Below are 17089 nucleotides of genomic sequence, written 5' to 3' on the forward strand. Positions count from 1 at the left end.
ACTAAAGTAGATTTTACGAAGCTGTAAGCCATAAGCTTTAAGCTGTAAGAAAATATCAGAATTCCAGATTTATTAATTTGCTCAGATGAGCGAATTAAACCAAATTTGCTTGGTGACAATAGCGTTTTGGACCCACCTGACCCCATGCCGAACTCAGTAGTGAAACGAAACAGCGCCGATGATAGTGTAGCAGCTGCTATGTGAAAGTAGGTCATCGCCAGGCTCCAAATAAGAGAAAGCCCGATTCGAAAGAGTCGGGCTTTTTTGCGTTTTAGCTATTCACATAACGTGCCCTATTCATTCTTGAGGTAGGTTGGGTAGAGCGGAGCGAAACCCAACACGAGTTAGCGAGTTGCAAGTTAGCAAGGGTAAAGTTGAACTGTGTGGTTGTTTAGTACAGAGTCACCCTCAGCAACAAAACCCCTTAGGAGGCACTTCAGTGCCGAATTCAGACCTTAACAAACACATTCACGGCTAAAGCCATTCCTACGTGATGAGAATGTTAGACGTCAGATATTAGATGTTAGTTGAACTGTAGGGTTGTTAAGTACAGAGTCACCCTCAGCAACAACCCCGCGTAGGAGGCACTTCAGTGCCGAATCTAGACCTTAACAAACACATTCATGGCTAAAGCCATTCCTACAAGCACACTTTGCCTAGAGCCTAGAGCCTAGAGCCTAGAGCCTAGAGCCTAGAGCCTAGAGCCTAGAGCCTAGAGCCTGGAGTAGAGGGAGACTATTACCCAAAAAACCACACCGCGCGGCTGATCGCTGACGGCTGAAAACTGATAGCTCTGTGATGTGTTGGGTTTCGCTCCGCTCTACCCAACCTACGCCAGACCTTAAAACTTTCCCCTCGCTAACTTTACTCTCGCTAACTTATGTAACCTACCAACCTAATTTACCCTTTGTTGCAATTTTAATCTTGGTTTAGTACCTGAGCTATGTAAAACTATTTGCGTTTTTAAACCACAATCAGGTGACATGAATGTCTCAAATAAAAGCTTGGAAACTTATTAGCCTGTTTTGTTTGGTAAGCTTGCTTATGGGCTGTGAGTCGAAAGAAGAGCAGCTGAAACAAACAATACAACAATCCATAGAAAAAGCTGAAGTTGAATTAAATCAACTCGGTACAGCGCTTGATAATGGCTCTTTGCGTAATGCGACGATACTAAAACAATACGGCAAGGTGCTTGCTGAGCAGCAACCGCAACTTTCTGAGATCGCCCGTGTAATTAGTCTTGATGCCACTCGTGAAGGGGCTATTTATTCAGGTCTTACACAACGCTTAGCTGATGTTAAGTCTACTTATCTAATACCCCCTTATGAAGATACTCTTCATCAACTTGATCTCATTCGTGATGCTGCCAAGCCATCTTTATTTCAAGATGCGCTTACCGATCCTATCAATATGCTTGCTGATATGTCGCAGGGGTCACTGGCACGGGTTGGAGCAATTAGTGAGGCCGCTGAAGGTGAAAGTGTTGGTAACCAGTTAGTTGGTAATCCTAACTATGGGCAATGGCAAACGAATAGCAGCGGTACTAGCTTTTGGGTTTGGTACGGGATGTATCGCATGCTGGGCGATGTATTCGACCGAGTTGAATATGGTCGCTGGAGCCGTCATAGAAAGTATAGCTATTACAATGACTATGGCCGTTATCGTTATTCGAGCCCAAAACAGATTAAAGCACAACAAACGGTAGAGACACGTACTCGTCAGTCTTATCAACGCCAAGGTAAACAATTCACTAGTCCGTATGCCACTAAGCGCAGTGGCGCATCTGGATTAAGCCGTAGCAGCTATACGCCGCCACGCACACGCAGTAGCTATGCTTCTAGCAGTAGTTACAGTAGAAGCTCTGGGTCATTACGTAACAGCTCGAGCAGAACATCACGTGGCATTAGCCGCGGTAAGTAGTGAAAAGAATAACCACCGGAGTTACAACACATGTATGAATTTAATGGAATAACAACTTGGTCGTTGCAAGCTTTAGCAATCGACTTTGCAATCATTATCGCTTTATTTGTCAGCCTAAAATTTATTAAGGGTTGGGTATCTAACTTACACGCTAATGATGAAATAACTGAGCGTGACAATTTTGCTTTTGGTATTAGTTTTGCGGCTGGGCTTGTGGCACTTGCTATTGTTCTTAGTGGCGTGAGCAGCGGCGCATTTGCACCGACCTTACAACAAGAAGCATTACAAATGCTAGGTTATGGTGTGATGGCTATTGTGCTTATCAAGCTAGGTCACTTCTTCCAAGACAAGGTAGCGCTTCGTAAAGTGAGCCTGCATGACGAAATCGTAAAAGGTAATGCTACTGCTGCGCTCATTGATTTTGGCCATGTGGTGAGTGTGGCTATTGTTATTCGCTCAGCTTTATTTTGGGTTGCGACAGAAGGCTGGCATGGTATTCCAATTGTGATCGCAGCTTTTGCCATTGGCAGTATTGCGATGCTACTGATCAGTCAATATCGAGTGCAGTTATTCAAGCGTACTAATCGCAGTGGTGATTGCTTACAGCAAGCGGTTATTGACGGTAACTTAGCAGTAGGTATTCGTTATGCTGGCTTTTTAGTGGGTAGTGCGTTGGCATTAACGGCTGCATCAGGTATTGCTCCTTATGCGGCTGACAACATTGTTGCTAGTTTAGGTTACTGGGCATTAAGTGCAGCAGTGAGTTTAGTTGCTTTCATTTTACTACACTTAGTGACTATCAAAATCATCCTATCTGGTTGTGATATTTCAGATGAAGTGAACCGCCAGAAGAACGTGGGTGTAGCAGCTATCTCTGCAGCAATCTCATTTGCGATTGGTTCGACTATGGCAACCTTGTTAGGTGCCTAATTAAGTGTCTACTACAACAAGCGCCCCAAGTAGAGCCAATCTACTTGGGCATGATTTCCTATTAATAACTGTTATGGCCGTACTCGCTGGGTGCGGCCTTATTTATGAGTACCTGCTATCTCATTATGCAGGTCGTGTCTTAGGCTCGGTCGAGAGTGCCATTTATGCCATGATCGGCACCATGATTGTCGCTATGGGTATCGGTGCATTTTTAGCACGTTGGTTTAAAGATGCATTTACTGCTTTCGCGTGGCTAGAGAGTATTATTGCCTTGGTCGGCATGGGCTGTATTTTAGCGATAGCGAGTGTTATCGCTGTCAGTTATTCATTGCCGCATATCTTCTCCGAAATTTTTAACTTGCCTGCAGATACCGTACTTAATGGCTATGTATTTGAAAAGCTACAAGAGTGGTCACGTTTCTTACCCTATGTGTTTGGTCTGTTACTCGGGCTATTGATCGGTATGGAGATCCCGCTGATTGCGCGTATTCGCCAGCAAGTTTATGGCCGCTTTTTAGAAAATAATGCGGGAACTATTTACGGGGCGGATTATATCGGTGCCGGTGTCGGTGCTGCTATTTGGGTGAGCATTATGCTTGCGATGCCAATTATGCAAGCAGCAGCTTGGACGGCGTTATTTAATATTATTGCCGGCCTCGTGTTTCTATGGCGCTATCATCAGCATGTTCGCTTCGCTAAGTTACTGTTAGTTTGCCATGTACTGTTGTTGGTGTTTTTTGCGTTTGTGCTTGTGCTTGGCACCAGCTGGATGAAAAACTTAAGTAATGTTTTATACAAAGATAAAGTTATCTACTCGCAAGCAACTAAGTATCAGCACCTAGTTTTAACTGAGCGTTTGAGCCGCAATCAGCCCAATGCAATTACCGATCTTTACCTCAATGGCCGTTTACAATTCTCAAGTGTGGATGAGCAAATTTATCATTCTATGCTTGTCTATCCTGCTATGTTGGCCTCAAATCGCCATGACCGCGTGTTGATCATCGGTGGCGGTGATGGGCTTGCATTACGTGATGTTTTGAAGTGGCCAGTAGAGCATGTCACTCTGGTTGACTTAGATGGTCAGCTGTTAAACTTATTTGGTAATGATGTTGGCGACTATGATGCGCCAGAGAAAATCAGAACACGTTTAACAGCGCTAAATAAACATTCTATGAGCGACCCTCGTGCTGATATTCGCATTGCAGATGCCTTTTTAGAGGTCGAAGCAATGCTTGCTAAAGGCGAGCGCTTTGACACTATTTTAATTGACCTACCAGACCCTAATCACCCTGATCTTAATAAGATGTACAGTGACTATTTTTACAATCATGTACGTCAGTTATTGGCGCCTGACGGGGCTGTGGCCGTGCAATCAACATCGCCTTATCATGCGAAGAAAGCATTTTTGAGTATTGCTAAAACAATGAAAGCTGCGGGTTTTGGTTATGTTGAGCAATACCAACAAAATATTCCTTCGTTTGGTCAATGGGGTTGGACAATCGCGACTACCGCTGGAAAATCAGCAAGTCAGCGAATTCGCGAAACTAACGAATTACCCGTGCCATCTCGTTGGGTAAGTAAAGAATATTTATTGGCTTCTTTTGTGTTTCCGAATCATTTTTTTGAACAAGTAAACACGATTGAAGTCAATAGATTAGGTTCTGGAACCTTATATGATTATTACCGCCAAGCGTGGCAAGTTGAAACCGAATTGTACAAAAATTGATATTTTATAGTTGACATAATATGTCGGCTATGCAAATCTTAACTCAGACATAATATGTCAAAACGTAAAAAGGTGAGACATGGAATTAAATGAACTATCAATCAAACTGGCTTCTTTTGAAACAGAAGGTGTGAGCTTTGAGTCTTTCTTGATTGCCAACGAAGGTGAACAAGATGTGTTACAAGTTATCGTCGATGGGAATGATGAGTTACCTATCTTTGTTACTCAAACAGAAGAGCAATTACTGTGTATTAGCTACCTGTTTGCTGAAAACGAAGTACAAGCAGATATGCGTAATGAGTTAAACGAAACGTTACTACGTTTAAATGTACCAATCCCATTAAGCGCATTTGCAAAAATTGATGATAAATACGCTATTTTTGGCGCGTTATCGGTTAATTCATCGTTTGATGATATTACCCATGAGTTGGTAACACTGGCAGACAATGCGATTGATGCACTTGAAGCCGTGACCATTTATTTAAACGATTAATTAGCAATTTCTGGAGTTAAGATTATGAGTATTTTAAAGAAACTATTTACAGCTGTACGTGGTGGCGCTCGTGAAGCAGGACAAGCAATTGTTGATGCAAACGGTATCCGTATCTTTGAACAAGAAATTGCTGATGCACAAAATGCCCTACAACGCGCTAAAAAAAGCCTGACCGAAGTAATGGCAAAAGAGATGCAAACGAAGCGTAAAATTAGCGCACTAGATGCATCAATTGCTGAACATGAAGCGTATGCAGGCCAAGCACTTGAAAAAGGTAACGAAGCTCTTGCATTAGAAATCGCAGAAAAAATCGGTGATTTTGAAGCTGAAAAAGCAGAGAACGAAGAAGTGTTAGCTGGTTTTAGTAACCACATTGTGCAACTAAAGCAGCAAGTTAAAGAAGCTGAAAAGTCGATTAAAGAAAACCAACGTCAATTAACAATGGTTAAAACGACTGAAAGTGTGCAGCAAGCAACAATGGCTGTAAACAGCACGCTAAATACGAATAGCTCATCAATGACATCAGCACGTGAGTCTCTAGAGCGTATTAAGCAGCGTCAGCAAGACCGTCAAGACCAGTTAGGTGCGGCTAAGCAATTAGAAGCTGATACTAATGGCGATGATTTAAAAGCGAAAATGGCTGAAGCGGGTATTGGTGATACCAACCCGAAAAGCGCAGATATTTTGGCGCGTATTAAAGCAAAACAAAATAGCTAATCAGTTAGCGGAAAAACAAAAGGTAACCCACGCACTGGGTTACCTTTTTTGCTTCAACAAGGAGTCAGCCAATGTTTAACTTTTTCAAATCTAAAAAAGCCCCAGAGCGTCAGCTTACTGATCCAAGCCAATTACTCGTTGGTGATATGCTGACGGTGATTGATTCGTTCGCTTACCCAAGCTGGTTAAAAGGACAAACACTGCGTGTTATTGATGTGCAAACGTATCAGTACCAACGTAGTGCAGAGTATGAGTTGGTACTCGAGAGTGAATCTGGCCAAGTGGTGTTTTTGCAAATTGAATCAGATGATGGTGAGCAATGGGCAAACTTTGCGATCAAAATTCAACGCGATGATGTTGATGAGATTTTTACCCTTGATGAGTTCGCTCGTATTTTTGATGAAGACGAATTAACGGCAATTAATGTACAAAATAGTCCGGAGCGTTTTAGTCACTTTTTAGCATCGAGCTACAAGCAATCAGAAGCGCCTTATGTGTGTTATTTCCATAATAAGGACTACCGCAATAAGCCTTTACCTCGTTATGAAGATGAAGGCGGTGAACCGTGTGAAATGATCTGTTTAAGCTCAGATGATGAATCGCATAGTTTAAATATTGAGATTTGGGAAGGCGGTGAAACAGAGGTATCACTGACGTTAACCAGACCAATTAGCGATATTGTTGACTTATTTCCTGGGGATGCCAAGTGAGTGATGCAAAAGCCAAATGGCAGCGTCAGGAGCAAGCCGTTAGAGCCACGCAAATGGCGTTTGATTTAAGCTCTGAAGTGCAAAAATCAATTAAGAAGCAAGCCATTGACCAAGAGCTTACGCCATCAGATATGATCCGTAAGATTTTGGATCTCGACGTTAAGTCAAAAAAAACCAGACAGCGTTTATCGTTTAACTTAAATGATGAAGAGATTGCTTTATTGGCTGAGCGCTTTGGTGTTGCAGCCGATGATAAGCGTGCTGTGAAGCAGCGCGTGGCTGAATTACTCATTGAACACAGTAAAAAAAGCTAAGGTTTTGCCTTTACTTCTTTAAGCCCTTACACTGAGACTAGATGTTTTAAAGAAGTGGCATGACTGTGGATATTATTTTACTTGCGTATTTAGTTATTTTTGCATTATTTGGCACTGCAGCAAGTTACTTTGTTCGCTATATTTATGCTTACTGGGTGCATAATACAATGCAGGTTAAATACATATATAAGGCCGGGGTTTGTATCATCAGCGTGGTGATTGTTTCCGGCCTTATTGCATTATTTACTTAATCTCGATTGCTTGGCACTGCTGTGAAATACACAGCGATTGTACAGGCAAAACTGGTGAGCAATCGTTAACAGTTAATGCTTGATCAGATGACTTCTCAGCCGCTGTAATTCGCTCTGCAAGTTGCTCTGCTTGCTCTTGTGTATTGTTTAACGTTGAATAAACCACATAGCGACTTGGGCCACCACATGCCCGCTCACCAACTTCTAACACCTTACATTGAAAACTCGCAGTACAGCTATTATTGCTAACGATATCGTTCAGCTGATCATTTAAATCACCTAGATCAACGCGTGCAGAGCTACCCGACGTTGTTGTTTCGCAACCGCTTAAAGCAATGCTTGCTAACACAGTTGTGGTGATGAAAAGTTTCTTGAAAGTCGATGAACGAACCATTATTGCTTATTCCTTAGTATACACTTGCCGCTGAGCCTTCGATTCTAACACAAGTATTCTCAGAACACTGCGCACCTGGCGCGGTTAGATGCTGACAAATACTCATCATGTCGTTTGCTGCGTTAAATTGCTTTTCAAGGGCGGTGATATCTTTTGCAAGTTTTTCAACCTCAGCAGTGTCAGCTGTTTTAGTTGAATACACAATGAAACTACTTGGGCCGCCACACGCACGACTACCAACAGGTAATACTTTACATTGGCTGCTGTTGTCACAGCTTGGATCATCGATTAGCTGTTTAAGTTGTTCCTGGGCAGAGCTAATAGTGGCTTTATCTGGGGCTGCTTTGGTCACTTCCTCAGCGTTTTTTATTTCAACGGCTTTTGGTGCCTCGACAAGTTTATTGCTGGTTGCCGTTGATTCGGCTTGCTCATTAGTTGCAGCGTCCGAGCACGCAGTTAATAACACAGGAAATAAAATTGCCAATAGTGGATAGCGCATAACATACCTAAAAATCGTTGAATAAGTACTCACTATCATACACATTGCTCAAAGTGGAGCAATAAAAACGTTAGCTTTCAGTAAGTAGCTCTGTATTCACAGAGCTACAATAAGATAAAAGTTTTACAGCTATCTGCAATAAATAGGTATTACAAACCACCTTGGGTTAGTTTGGCTGGGTTCAGTAACTCGCTCAGTTCTTCGCGCGAAATATCCGTATGCTCTGCAGCAACATCAATAATAGGGCGACCTTCTTGATAAGCTAATTTGGCAATTTTTGCGGCTTTGCTATAGCCGATCACCGGATTAAGTGCAGTGACCAGAATTGGGTTTTTAGCGAGCGCTTTATCAACATTGCTTTGGTTTACTTTAAAGCTGGCAATCGCTTTATCTGCCAGTGCTTCACTGCTATTTGCTAACAGTTCGATACTTTGCAAAATGTTTAAGGCAATCACAGGCAGCATTACATTGAGCTCAAAGTTACCGGCTTGACCAGCCACTGTAATGGTTGCGTCATTGCCAATGACTTGTGCGCTGACCATAGCGGCCGCTTCAGGGATCACAGGGTTTACTTTCCCCGGCATAATTGATGAACCTGGCTGTAAAGCCTCAAGCTCAATTTCTCCAAGCCCTGCAAGAGGGCCTGAGTTCATCCAGCGTAAGTCATTGGCTATTTTCATTTGTGCTACAGCAAGTACCTTTAGCTGGCCTGACAGCGCAACAATGGCATCTTGTGAACCGATGTTATAAAAGAAGTTTTTGCTTGGGCTAAAGCGAATACCCACATTCTCACTCAAGTGTTGGCAAAACTCACCGGCAAACGCTGGGTCGGCATTAATGCCGGTACCAACCGCTGTGCCACCTTGTGCAAGTTCACAAACTCGCTCAAGAGCTTGTCGAATACCAGCCATTGCATGATCAACTTGTAACTGCCATGCAGCCAGTGTTTGTGCAAAACTCACCGGCATTGCATCCATTAAATGAGTGCGACCGGTTTTAACAATATGGCCTACTTCGGCTTGTTTGCTTTGTAGGCTTTGACTGAGTTTATCGAGTTTAGGAAACAACTCATAAATGATGTTAATAGCGCTACTTACAGCAATCGCAGTGGGGATCACATCATTTGAGCTTTGTCCCATGTTCACATCATCGTTGGGGTGAATGGTTTCTCCTGCAAATTGGCTCGCCAGCGTTGCAATGACTTCATTGGCATTCATATTTGAGCTAGTGCCAGAGCCGGTCTGAAATACATCAACAGGAAACTCTGAAAAATGCTTACCGTCGATGACCTCTTGGCATGCTTGCTCAATGGCTTTGGCTTTACCTTGGCTCAAATGGCCTAAAGCAGCATTACTTTGAGCGGCAGCTTGCTTAATGTAGGCGAGGGCGGTGATAAATTGCTTAGGCATGGCTAAGCCACTAATTTTGAAGTTATTGATAGCGCGTTGCGTTTGAGCTTGATACAACGCATTCGCAGGGACTTGTAGTTCACCCATGCTATCTGATTCGGTTCTAAATTGGCTCATAAACACTCCTAAATCTGGTTAAATTCTTGGCTGAGAAGGCACGCTTCTCGCTCCAAACTGAAATACTTTTCAATACAGTTATGAGTTTTGTAGTAACGCTTTAGCGCAAGTTGCGGTTTATAAAGCTGAGCCAAACATTGTTTACGAATTGCATTATGCACTAATGAATCACACATCTTTTCAAGTAGCTCATGAAAGGTGCGTCTTAGATACAGCTCTTGCAAAATAAAGTTGTGATGCTTTTCGTAATAGCGTGCAATGTTTAAACCCGCTTCAACATAGTTAGCAACAAGTGCAGGGGCATGTAGCCCAGGTCTTTGGCAAACACATTTCATTTGCCGCTGATAATGGAGCATAGCATTGTGAGAGTGCATAGAAAAACCGATTAACTGTAATGATAATTGTTATCATTACAGTTAATCGGTTTTAGTGCAAGTCTTATATAATGAAGCTAAGACTGAATGGATTAACTGTGTGTGATTAATTGTAGCCGAGAATAAAAATCTGGTCTGTTTCATGTTTTTTCGGCGCCTGTACATTTTCTTTGTTACATTGAGAAAGAAGATCGATCACGGTTGCTCTGTCGTCACAACTTGTTAAGGCGGCTTTTTCGCTTTCAGCACGTTCGCTGGCTGCAAGTGCTGCATCTACAGCGGTGTAGGGTGAGATATACATAATATTGCTCCTATTGGTTAACTCACTTAGGAAATAGCATAAGCTGTACCAATATTGATCAATAAATTTAACTTGTTGAAAATAATAGTTTTATATTTTTAACTAATGAATTTACCGCGACTTTATTATTTATTTTTGCTTTACTGTTGTGCACTAATTACCAAACATGGTGCACTAATTTGTATGGATAAACCCTTCTCTCAAGCCTGTGAAAACAACAAATTACCTATTTTAAACGTATTAGAAGCGTTCTTTTCTGATGTGACGGATGTATTAGAAGTCGGCTCAGGTACTGGGCAACATAGTGTGCATTTTGCAACGCATTTAGCACATTTGCAGTGGCATTGTAGTGATCGCGAGGTTAATCACCCGGGGATTTTACAATGGCATCAAGAAGCTGCATTAACTAACTTGCATGCGCCACTGACACTCGACCTTAATGATCCTTGGCCGGTTGAAACTGTGAATGCCATTTTTACGGCGAACACAATGCACATTATTAGCTGGCCACTGGTGGAGCGCTTTTTCCAAGGTGTAGCAAAGCACTTAGCGCCAAAAGGTAAGCTGTGTATTTATGGACCATTTAAGTACCAAGGTAAGTTTACCAGTGCTAGTAATGCTGAATTCGATGCTTTTTTAAAACAGCAAGATGCAAATAGTGCGATTCGTGATTTTGAAGCGATTTGCCAACTTGCAGAGCAAGCTGGCTTAACCTTGGTTGAAGATGTGCAAATGCCAGCGAATAACCAATTATTGCTGTTTAAAAGGCAGTAAGCTTTCGCATTGGGCTTTATAGAGCGCCATATGTTGGCGTTCTCTACTAATAAAATCACTAATGGCAACTGCAAACTCAGTGTGCTGAATATGATGCAATGAATAGGTATTTACGGGCTTAAAACCGCGACTTATTTTATGCTCACCTTGTGCGCCAGAATGGAACTGTTTAAGTTTGTTGGCAATGCAGTATTCAATGCCTTGGTAATAGCAAAGCTCAAAGTGCAAACTATCGAGCTCATAGTTCGTTCCCCAGTATCGACCATATAAACAGTTCTGATCTTTAAAGCTGAGTGTGGCGGCAATCACTTCTCCTTGATACTTAGCGAACATTAGCACCAGTTTGTCGGCTATGCTTTGCTGCAATAACTCGAAAAAGGCGGTATTCAAATAACCATTGTGGCCTGAGCGCTTTAAATAGGTTTGGCGGTAAAAATGACTAAATTGCTGCATATGCTGTTTGTTGATGTCAGCACCTTCGAGCCATTCTATGGTTATCTGTTGTTCAGCTATTTTAGCGCGTTCTTTTTTGAGCGATTTACGTTTTCTTGCGGTGAGTGAAGCTAAAAAGTCCTCAAAGCAATTATAGCCTTCATTAAACCACTGAAACTGCACGCCATGACGTTGCATTACGGTGTCGCTAGTTAATGCTGTCGCTTGTTGCTGGTGGCAAAAATTTATATGCCAACCTGACCAGTCTAATTGCGCTGCTGTTGCTGTGAGTATGTGCTGAATATACGCATAGACTTCAGTGGGCTTATTGTGATTTATACTAATTCGTTGCCCTGCAATAGGTGTGAAGGGGACGCCACACAGCCATTTAGGGTAATACTCTAGGCCATGTTGTTGATAGGCTTCAGCCCAAGCCCAGTCAAATACATATTCACCATAAGAGTGGTGTTTTAGATACCCGGGTAGTAAGGCTATGACCTGTTCTTGCTGGTAAATTGCTAGGTGCATAGGTTGCCAACCCGACTCTTCACTCACACAGCCCGTTTGTTCTAAAGCCGCTAAAAAAGCGTGATCAGTAAAGGGCGTATCATCAAAAAATGACTGCCAAAGAGCGGCATCAATCTCGCTTATTTGATTAAACCAGCGGTGGCTAAACTCACTCATTGTGCAGCCGATTCAATATCTTTGATGAAACCGTTGATATGCATAGCAAGCTTATCGAAATAAGGGTTAAACGTGAGTCGTGCAAAGGGTTTGTGCGCTTGTAAATTTTCGGCTGTTCGTTCACCCATCACAATGTCTTTTTGGTATTTGCAGGCTGTATAAAGCGTGTCGTCATCTAAGTAGCTTCCGCAATTGCGATACAATGCTGTGCGACCGTAGTAAGGGTTGCTGGGTTTATTAACAATACCAATATGTGACATTCCTTTGATTTTTTTACAGTCATCGGTGTCGCAGTCATCACGAATTATTTGGTAATCAGCTGGAAAGCTGGCGGGGATGTTTTTGTCATCCCCATAGTATACAAGCCGATCAAGTTGGTTATTCTTGCGTGTTTTTGGGTCGTGCAGCTTAGTTAAAATCTTAAAGGTTGCTTGGTTATCTATTGTGGTGTCAACATCACTAAAAGTGCTAAATATCGCTACATTAGGGAGTTGGCGATGACGTAGTTCATCAAGGCTAATACGGCTCATTGCTTCGTGACTAGCTGAGGCTGCACTAAATGGAAACGACTCATACTTGGCAAAATCAAGGTCCGCGTCTTTATCAATCCAATTCACAAATGGAATCGCATCGACCCATTTCGCCAGCCAACCGTTTTTATTGTGTGGCTCGCTTGCGGGTGAAAACAGCATAGCAGCAGTAATCTTATTATCGACCGGGCCTTGAGTTAAGTAATCAATAACTAGTGCAGCACCGGTTGAGTACCCCCCTAATATCACCTGATCAAAATCTTTTAATGTGCGCTCAATGGCATACACGCTAGCCTTTTGCCAATCATCGGCATCTATGTCTCTAAGTGCTGCAGGAGCGGTACCATGCCCAGGTAGTAAAATTGTGCGTACCGTATACCCTTGTTGATAATACACTTGTGCAAGGTCGTGATAGGTAAAGGGTGAGTCGGTTAAACCGTGGATCAAGAGCACTGCTTTACGGCTATTGGCCTGTTTAAGTTCAAATGGGCTTATTAAATCGGCAACAGTCGCGTTAGCTGGTCGAGCGCCTTGTGCAACAAGCTGCTGATAGGTGTCTGTGTAAACAGGGCATGGCAAACTAGCACGCGGGTTTTCGCTACTAATTTGCAAGTAGGCAGCGGTTAAATAGTCACTAAATGCTTGCTCGATATTATAGCTAAAGGTGCTATGGGTGCGTGGTAATGGCTCTCTAAATAGTCCTTCGCGCTTACTTTTCATCATCAGTTTTTGGTCTTCAAGCTGAGTAAGGCAGGTTTGTTGCTGCGCCATTAATGAGCTGCTAAATAGCCCACTGATGGCCCAAGAGATAGCAACTAAGTTGATGAATTTCATATTTAAGCATCCTTTTAAAGCCTGTTTTTAGCTTATCGAGTTATGTTTTATTTGCAAGCAAGGTGCGTCAAGCGAGCGGTAAATGACGCTTAGTGAACGCTTGTTTTAAGACCACTGTCGATTCGATGTTAGCAATACAATCAATACTACCTAATTTATGTTTCACAAAGCTTTCATAGCTTTCTAAATCAGCGGCAACGATCTTCAGCAGGTAATCATAACTGCCTGAAATAACAGAACACTCAAGTACATGGTCAAGCTTCTCAACCTGCTGTTCAAATTGCTCAGCAGCGGCAACAGAGTTCTGGTTTAAGCGAACAAAGGCATACACAGACACATTTAAATCAACTGCTTTAGGATTGATGGCAGCATGGTAACCACTGATCACATTTGCTGATTCGAGCTTTTTAATGCGGCGTAGGCAAGGGGTATCGGACAGGCTAACCGAGTGTGCCAGCTCTGAGACAGAAGTTCTCGCATTATCCTGTAAAGCATTAAGTAATTGTTGGTCTTTTTTATCTAATTTCATTTTTATTTGAGTGATTTTCACTAATCTAGATGGATTCTAGTCTATATTTTGGCGATTAGCACTCATTGAACTCTGTTAACATTATCGCAATATAATTATTTTGGAGTGAGCCTGTGACTGAGAACACTAAGGCATTTGATAGCTGGCTTCGCACCCGTTTTGTTGAGATCAACAGCGAATTAGAAAAACTATATTGGCAACAAGACGATAAAGCGAATGTAGAGGGTGTCGGTGAGCACCTTAAACGTCAATTAGAGCAAGAAGGTAATGAGCATATTCGTGCTTTACTGGCTGAGGGCAATACCGATGAAGGCTTTGATAACGCCTTCGATTTATTAGGTAATGTTGGTTTGTATATGGCGGCATGCCGTCGTCATGAGATCACTGAGCCTTCTCGTGAAACAAGTTCACCTCTTGTTGAAGCTTCTGCGTTGGCAATGCACATTGGTGCATCTATTGGTGTAACCCCGCGTTTTGCAACGGCGCATTTAACCACCCACAACAAAGCGGTTGATGGTTTGTATAAGCGTTTTACTGACCTTGAAGATGAGAAAATCTTTATCGATTACAATACCAAGGGCATTTTAGCGTATAAGCGCGCGGCGGATGCTTTATTAAAAATTCAGCCGTTAGGGATATCACATCCTATCGCGGCAGATTTACTCGCAGTAGCAAAACAAGCATTGCTTGATGTGATTGAGTCGAACAATACGTTATACAACAAGCTCGATACAGACCGCTTTTTCTATTGTGTACGCCCGTATTACAAGCCGTATCGAGTAGGTAAAGAGGTATATCGTGGCGCGAATGCTGGTGATTTTGCGGGCATTAATGTCATCGATTTATTGCTTGGTCTTTGTTTTGCTAACGAACCTAGTTACTCGCAAATGCTGGTGGATAAATTCTTGTATATGATGCCTGAAGATCAGCAGATCCTGCGTGAAAGCATGCGTATGACAAGCATTATGGATGACTTTTTAGCAGCAGAAGCTGAGCGCGATAGCGAATGGTTACAAACTAACTTAAAGCTGTTCATTCAAGTGTGTAAACTGCATGGTGATACAGCCATTGGCCACCATAATCAATTAGTCAGTAAATACATTGCGCAGCCTTCACAGCAAATGCAGCAACAACATATGGATAAAGTCACAGCCAGTGGGCCGCCTTTGCATGTGTTACTTAACTCATTAGAGCAGTTACGTGATCGCCGTGCGGCAGCAAAACGGGATGATATTCGTACTCGGTTTGATGATTTAACTAAGTTAAAGCAGTGGATTAAGTAATGAGTAAAGACGATTTTGTAATTCCACAAGGCAGCTATTTGCTTAACCACTCTGTTGGGCGCCCCTTAAAATCTGCTGAGCAGCATTTTCATCAGCAGTTTTTTGCCGCTTGGCAAAATGAAAATAAAGAACCATGGCAACAGTGGTTGCAAGGTGTTGAAGCATTTACGAGTAGTCTCGCTAAACTATTTAACTCGCAAAGTGAGTTATTTTGTCCACAAGTTAACTTATCGAGTGGTTTAACCAAGCTGTTGATGTCGCACCCGCGACTGCAACAAGAAAATTGCAAAGTGTTAATGGCAGAAAGTGACTTTCCAAGCATGGGTTTTGCGATGCAAAAAGCCCTACCTGAAAGTGCTGAAATCGTGTTTATTGGTAAGCATGAAGATTTAACTGATGCGCAGATTTGGCAGTCATATTTAGCGAAAAATGATATTGATTTAGTCTTTATTAGCCATGTTTATTCAAACACGGGTCAGCAAGCGCCTATTCATGAAATTATAAATATCGCGAAACAACACAACACATTGAGCTTACTAGATGTTGCGCAGTCTGCGGGTATTTTAGAGGTCGACTTAACTAAGCTTGATGCCGATTTTATGTTGGGCTCGAGTGTTAAATGGCTATGTGGTGGACCGGGTGCTGCTTATTTATGGGTTAACAGCAAGCAGCTATCACTTTGTCAGCCACAAGATGTTGGCTGGTTTTCTCATCAAAATCCGTTTGAGTTTGATATTAAGCACTTTGCTTATCATCAAACCGCGTTACGCTTTTGGGGCGGTACTCCTTCAGTTGCACCTTATATTTTAGCTTCGCATAGTATTAATTACTTTGCTGATCTTGGTATTGAGAAAGTACGCGCTCATAACTTAGCAATGCTCGCTCAGTTTCATGATCAATTAGCTGATTATATGCGCTCACCAATACAGGCTGACAAATGCTCTGGTACGGCTATTATGCATTTTGGCGAGCAACAAGCGGCTGTTAAAGCTGCGCTTATTGCAGCGAATATTGCGGTTGATGAACGTCACTTAGGCTTAAGAGTCTCTGCTCATATTTATAATGATCAGCAGGATATAGATACTTTTATCACGACTGTGAAAAGCGCCTTAAATTAAGAGCTTGTCGAGCTTTTGCTTTGACGGAACGCCAGTGCGTCATTGGTTTTTCGGGGACCAGCGCTAAAATTTGCTCAAAGTCGATGTCATCAATACTGACTTCGTTGCTGTGGGCAAACATAATCCGTTTTGGTTGTAGCGCTTTTAGCATCAACAAAGAGCTTAAATACAGCTTCGGGTAAAAAACAGGAAAGGGTGGTACAAGCTGCCCTTTTACTTTCACTAGTAAATCAGCAATGTAAATTCGCTCGCTAGGAATATGATACAGGCTAATATCTCGGTCAGTGTGACCTGGGCTATGTAGTGCTTGCCAATCGTCAAAGCCGGGTAAGGTTGCATCAGTAGCAAGGTAATAATCTGCATCTAGATGGCGGCTGTACCAAAGGTTGTGCCGTTTTTTATTTAACCTACCGGCGACCCACCAAGCCAAAGCGATATCGGTTAAATGCATTAAGAAACCATCAATGCCTCTATACCATTGACCTGGAGCATTCGACGTCGCTATTTTGCCGCCGCTTAACTTTCTTAGTGCATGCGCTCCACCGGCATGATCTGGGTGCATATGGGTGACAACAATCAGTTTTAAGTCAGTGATGGGACGCTTTAGTTGTTCGGTAATATAGTCAAATACTGTATCAACATCAGCACGGCAACACCCATCAAGCAGCATCAATTTATCTGGATATTCAACTAAATAGATATTTTGAATATAACCTTCGAGCGTGTGAATGTGCAAAACAATTGATCCCT

At 42.4% G+C, this 17089-nt stretch carries 20 protein-coding genes and 1 rRNA gene; 12 read left to right on the top strand and 9 right to left on the bottom strand.

Annotated features, from left to right (window positions below):
- Nucleotides 1-108: 108 nt before the first annotated feature.
- From rrf to VRK28_RS02010, 9 genes are all read left to right on the top strand, one after another.
- Nucleotides 109-223, top strand: a 5S ribosomal RNA gene (gene rrf / locus VRK28_RS01970).
- A 764-nt stretch (nt 224-987) separates the two neighbouring features.
- Nucleotides 988-1920, top strand: coding sequence for a hypothetical protein (locus tag VRK28_RS01975; protein ID WP_062566278.1), 933 nt, complete (start codon nt 988-990; stop codon nt 1918-1920).
- A gap of 30 nt (nt 1921-1950) precedes the next feature.
- On the top strand, nt 1951-2850 hold the full coding sequence (locus tag VRK28_RS01980; RefSeq protein ID WP_054563730.1) for a DUF350 domain-containing protein: 900 nt from the start codon (nt 1951-1953) through the stop codon (nt 2848-2850).
- Between the two features lie 73 nt (nt 2851-2923).
- Entirely contained in the window at nt 2924-4576 is a 1653-nt protein-coding gene (locus VRK28_RS01985; RefSeq protein ID WP_371319681.1) for a polyamine aminopropyltransferase, read from the top strand.
- Between the two features lie 79 nt (nt 4577-4655).
- Nucleotides 4656-5069 carry a YjfI family protein gene (locus VRK28_RS01990; protein WP_054563728.1) on the top strand — a complete coding sequence of 138 codons (414 nt, stop codon included), beginning with the start codon at nt 4656-4658 and terminating at the stop codon, nt 5067-5069.
- Between the two features lie 24 nt (nt 5070-5093).
- Nucleotides 5094-5786: a PspA/IM30 family protein gene (locus VRK28_RS01995; protein WP_063528139.1), complete on the top strand. Its 693-nt coding sequence runs from the start codon at nt 5094-5096 to the stop codon at nt 5784-5786.
- A gap of 71 nt (nt 5787-5857) precedes the next feature.
- A complete protein-coding gene (locus VRK28_RS02000) occupies nt 5858-6496 on the top strand; it encodes a hypothetical protein (protein WP_055199258.1) in 639 nt (212 codons plus the stop codon).
- Nucleotides 6493-6810 carry a hypothetical protein gene (locus VRK28_RS02005; RefSeq protein ID WP_062566275.1) on the top strand — a complete coding sequence of 106 codons (318 nt, stop codon included), beginning with the start codon at nt 6493-6495 and terminating at the stop codon, nt 6808-6810. Before VRK28_RS02000 ends, VRK28_RS02005 begins: the two co-directional genes overlap by 4 nt.
- Before the next feature lie 65 nt (nt 6811-6875).
- The gene (locus VRK28_RS02010) at nt 6876-7061 is read left to right on the top strand and encodes a hypothetical protein (protein WP_062566286.1); all 186 of its coding nucleotides are present in this window, start codon (nt 6876-6878) and stop codon (nt 7059-7061) included.
- On the opposite strand, the gene VRK28_RS02015 is transcribed toward VRK28_RS02010, so the two are convergent.
- From VRK28_RS02015 to VRK28_RS02035, 5 genes are all read right to left on the bottom strand, one after another.
- The gene (locus tag VRK28_RS02015; RefSeq protein WP_058585357.1) at nt 7054-7455 is read right to left on the bottom strand and encodes a hypothetical protein; all 402 of its coding nucleotides are present in this window, start codon (nt 7453-7455) and stop codon (nt 7054-7056) included. The two genes, VRK28_RS02010 and VRK28_RS02015, sit on opposite strands and share 8 nt — an antisense overlap.
- Before the next feature lie 13 nt (nt 7456-7468).
- The gene (locus VRK28_RS02020; protein WP_332393180.1) at nt 7469-7954 is read right to left on the bottom strand and encodes a hypothetical protein; all 486 of its coding nucleotides are present in this window, start codon (nt 7952-7954) and stop codon (nt 7469-7471) included.
- A gap of 149 nt (nt 7955-8103) precedes the next feature.
- On the bottom strand, nt 8104-9480 hold the full coding sequence (locus tag VRK28_RS02025; RefSeq protein WP_105181975.1) for a class II fumarate hydratase: 1377 nt from the start codon (nt 9478-9480) through the stop codon (nt 8104-8106).
- A gap of 8 nt (nt 9481-9488) precedes the next feature.
- Nucleotides 9489-9854 (bottom strand): hypothetical protein, encoded by a 366-nt coding sequence (locus VRK28_RS02030; RefSeq protein ID WP_332393181.1) that lies wholly within the window; start codon nt 9852-9854, stop codon nt 9489-9491.
- A gap of 106 nt (nt 9855-9960) precedes the next feature.
- Entirely contained in the window at nt 9961-10155 is a 195-nt protein-coding gene (locus tag VRK28_RS02035; RefSeq protein WP_054554610.1) for a hypothetical protein, read from the bottom strand.
- Between the two features lie 183 nt (nt 10156-10338).
- On the opposite strand from VRK28_RS02035, the gene VRK28_RS02040 reads away from it, so the two are divergent.
- The gene (locus VRK28_RS02040; protein ID WP_332393182.1) at nt 10339-10929 is read left to right on the top strand and encodes a DUF938 domain-containing protein; all 591 of its coding nucleotides are present in this window, start codon (nt 10339-10341) and stop codon (nt 10927-10929) included.
- Here VRK28_RS02040 and VRK28_RS02045 read toward each other — a convergent pair.
- The 3 genes from VRK28_RS02045 to VRK28_RS02055 form a co-directional block, all read right to left on the bottom strand.
- On the bottom strand, nt 10906-12045 hold the full coding sequence (locus VRK28_RS02045; protein WP_332393183.1) for a GNAT family N-acetyltransferase: 1140 nt from the start codon (nt 12043-12045) through the stop codon (nt 10906-10908). The genes VRK28_RS02040 and VRK28_RS02045 overlap by 24 nt on opposite strands.
- Nucleotides 12042-13409 carry an alpha/beta hydrolase gene (locus tag VRK28_RS02050; RefSeq protein WP_332393184.1) on the bottom strand — a complete coding sequence of 456 codons (1368 nt, stop codon included), beginning with the start codon at nt 13407-13409 and terminating at the stop codon, nt 12042-12044. Before VRK28_RS02050 ends, VRK28_RS02045 begins: the two co-directional genes overlap by 4 nt.
- Nucleotides 13410-13476: 67 nt before the next feature.
- Nucleotides 13477-13938 carry an Lrp/AsnC family transcriptional regulator gene (locus VRK28_RS02055; protein ID WP_062566269.1) on the bottom strand — a complete coding sequence of 154 codons (462 nt, stop codon included), beginning with the start codon at nt 13936-13938 and terminating at the stop codon, nt 13477-13479.
- A gap of 113 nt (nt 13939-14051) precedes the next feature.
- On the opposite strand from VRK28_RS02055, the gene VRK28_RS02060 reads away from it, so the two are divergent.
- Complete coding sequence (locus tag VRK28_RS02060) at nt 14052-15221, top strand: PrnB family protein (RefSeq protein ID WP_054563718.1); 1170 nt, start codon at nt 14052-14054, stop codon at nt 15219-15221.
- Nucleotides 15221-16339, top strand: a complete 1119-nt coding sequence (locus tag VRK28_RS02065) for an aminotransferase class V-fold PLP-dependent enzyme (RefSeq protein WP_332393185.1) — start codon at nt 15221-15223, stop codon at nt 16337-16339. The genes VRK28_RS02060 and VRK28_RS02065 overlap by 1 nt, the downstream gene beginning before the upstream one ends.
- On the opposite strand, the gene VRK28_RS02070 is transcribed toward VRK28_RS02065, so the two are convergent.
- Nucleotides 16311-17075, bottom strand: a complete 765-nt coding sequence (locus VRK28_RS02070; protein ID WP_062566266.1) for an MBL fold metallo-hydrolase — start codon at nt 17073-17075, stop codon at nt 16311-16313. The two genes, VRK28_RS02065 and VRK28_RS02070, sit on opposite strands and share 29 nt — an antisense overlap.
- Between the last annotated feature and the right edge of the window lie 14 nt (nt 17076-17089).

Source organism: Pseudoalteromonas sp. P80D2 (genome assembly GCF_036680945.1).
GTDB classification, from domain to species: Bacteria; Pseudomonadota; Gammaproteobacteria; order Enterobacterales; family Alteromonadaceae; genus Pseudoalteromonas; species Pseudoalteromonas shioyasakiensis.